Source organism: Aquibium sp. A9E412, from assembly GCF_030398335.1.
Lineage (GTDB): Bacteria > Pseudomonadota > Alphaproteobacteria > Rhizobiales > Rhizobiaceae > A9E412.
On sequence record NZ_JAOAOP010000129.1, the window covers coordinates 1 to 2,565 of the forward strand.

At 71.8% G+C, this 2,565-nt stretch carries 2 protein-coding genes; both read right to left on the reverse strand.

What is annotated here, in order from left to right:
* Positions 1-25: 25 nt before the first annotated feature.
* Positions 26-1,399 carry an aspartate aminotransferase family protein gene (locus N1F89_RS20485; protein WP_290086344.1) on the reverse strand — a complete coding sequence of 458 codons (1,374 nt, stop codon included), beginning with the start codon at positions 1,397-1,399 and terminating at the stop codon, positions 26-28.
* 10 nt (positions 1,400-1,409) lie between these two features.
* Positions 1,410-2,565, reverse strand: a 1,156-nt coding sequence (locus N1F89_RS20490) for a Xaa-Pro peptidase family protein (protein WP_290086346.1), incomplete at its 5' end; no start/stop codon positions are given.

The following is a 2,565-nucleotide window of genomic DNA, read 5'->3' on the forward strand; positions in this document are numbered from 1 at the left end:
TGACCGCCGCCCGGCCGGCCGGCGGTCAGGCCGGCAGCACCTTGCCGACCGCCTTGGCCGTGGCGGCGACCACCGTGTCGGCCTCCGCGCGCGTCAGGCACAGCGGCGGCGCGAAGCCGAGGATGTCGCCCTCCGGCATGGCGCGGGCGATGACGCCTTCCTCGAGCAGGGCGGCGGCGACCTGCGGGCCGATCTTGCGGCCGGCGTCGAAGAAGCGGCGCGCCTGCCGGTCCTCGACGAACTCGACCGCGCACAACAGCCCTTCGCCGCGCACCTCGCCGACATGCGGGTGGTCGGCCAGCGCGTCGGCCATCGCCCGGTTGAAATAGGCGCCGGTCTCGCCGGCGTTCTCGACCAGGCCGAGGCTGTCGACCAGCTCGAGATTGGCGATGCCGGCGGCGGCGCCGATCGGGTGCGCCGAATAGGTCCAGCCGTGGCCGATCGGGCCGTTCTCGTCGGTGCCCTTCTCGAGCCCCTTCCAGACCCTGTCCGAGACGATCGAGCCGGACAGCGGCGCGTAGGCCGAGGTCAGCCCCTTGGCGATGGTGATGATGTCGGGGCGGATGCCGTAATGGTCGGAGCCGAACATCGAGCCGAGCCGGCCGAAGCCGGTCACCACCTCGTCGGCGATCAGCAGGATGTCGTGCCGGTCGAGCACCGCCTGGATCGCCTCCCAGTAGCCCTGCGGCGGCGGCACGATGCCGCCGGTGCCGAGCACCGGCTCGCCGATGAAGGCGGCGATGGTGTCGGCGCCCTCGCGCTCGATCAGCGCCTCGAGCTCGGCCACGCAGTGGGCGGTGAAGGCGGCCTCGCTCATCGCCGGGTCGGGGCGGCGGAAGTAGTAGGGCGCCTCGGTGTGCACGACGCGCTCGAGCGGCAGGTCGAACTTCTTGTGGAACAGGCCGAGCCCGGTCAGCGAGCCGGTGACCAGGCCCGAGCCGTGATAGCCGCGCCAGCGCGAGATGATCTTCTTCTTCTCGGGCCGGCCGAGCACGTTGTTGTAGTACCAGACGAGCTTGACGTTGGTCTCGTTGGCGTCCGAGCCGCCGAGGCCGAAATAGACCTTCGACATGCCCTTCGGCGCGCGCTCCAGGATCATGTGGGCGAGCGTGATGGAGGCCTCGGTGCCGTGCCCGACATAGGCGTGGTAGTAGGCCAGCTTGCGGGCCTGCTCGGCGATCGCCTCGGCGATCTCCGGCCGGCCGTAGCCGACATTGACGCAGTAGAGGCCGGCGAAGGCGTCGAGCAGGCGGTTGCCGTCGCGGTCCTCGATGTAGACGCCCTTGCCGCCGCTGACGATGCGGTTGGGCGCCTCGCCGCGGGCGTGCTGGGCGAGGTGGGTCGAGGGGTGGAGGAAGCTTTCCCGGTCCCACTGGTCGAGCGTGTCGTTCTTCAGCATCGTCTGTCTCCTATCTGATCGTCGGGCCGAGCGGGGTCCGGTTGAGCACCTCGGCGCCGGTCGGGCCGAGGAGAACGGTGTTGGACACGAAGAAGTCGCCGCGGCCGGTGCCCATCAGCCACGACAGGATGTGGAAGCTCATGCCCTCGCGGATGGCGAGCTCCGAATCGCGCCGCAGGCCGGTGACGCGGTTGCCGCCGGTCCAGGACGGCGGAAAGCCGATGCCGACGCAGTAGCCGCAATGGTGGCGCCGGTAGTGGGCGAGGCCGGCGGCGTCGACCACGTCCTGCCAGGCGGCATAGACGTCGCGGGCGAGCACGCCGGGCCTGAGCGCGTCGAGCACCGCGGCGAAGGCGGCCGTCGCCGTCTCGGCCATCGCCGCGTCCGGCTCGGCGATCGTGCCGACATGGACCAGCCGGCCGAGCGGCGCGTGGTAGCGGCTGACGCAGCCCGACAGCTCGAGGAACACCGGCTCGCCGGCGCGGTAGGTGTCGTTGCCCCAGGTGGCGTGCTCCTCGCCGAGGCGCGGACCGGGGCGGATGAAGGGGCCGAAGCCGGGCGCGTCGCCGCCGGCGCGGATCATCGCGGCGTGGCACTCGGCGACCACGTCGCGCTCGGCCGCGCCGTCGCAGATCGCCGCGACGGCGGCGCCGGCGGCAGCGTCGGAGACGGCCGCCGCCTTGCGCATCAGGGCCTGCTCGGCCGGCGACTTGACCAGCCGCAGGTCGTCGACCAGCCCGGTGACGTCGACCCACTCGACGTCCGGCAGGCTGTCGCGCAGCGCCGCGCCGAAGCCGTAGGAATGGCCGGCCGACCAGGTTTCCACGCCGATGCGCGCGCGCCGGCCGGTGAGCTCGCAGACCTCCTCGACGACGGTCTTCAGGACGGCGCCGGAGCGCTCGCGCGCGGCGAAGGAATCGCGCAGCACGCGGACCGCCAGATCGGCCGCCGTCTCGTCGTCCTCGTGGCCCTGGAACAGCGCGTTGCGCACCTGCTTCTGGATCGACACGCGCTCCATCTGGCGGGTGACCAGGATCATCTCGCCGTCCATCGGCACGATCAGCAGATGCGGCGCGAAATAGCCCCAGTGGTCGAGGCCGGTCAGGTAGAAGATGTTCTCCGGCGTCGAGACGAGCGCCAGCTCGACGTCGCGCGCGGCCATCGCC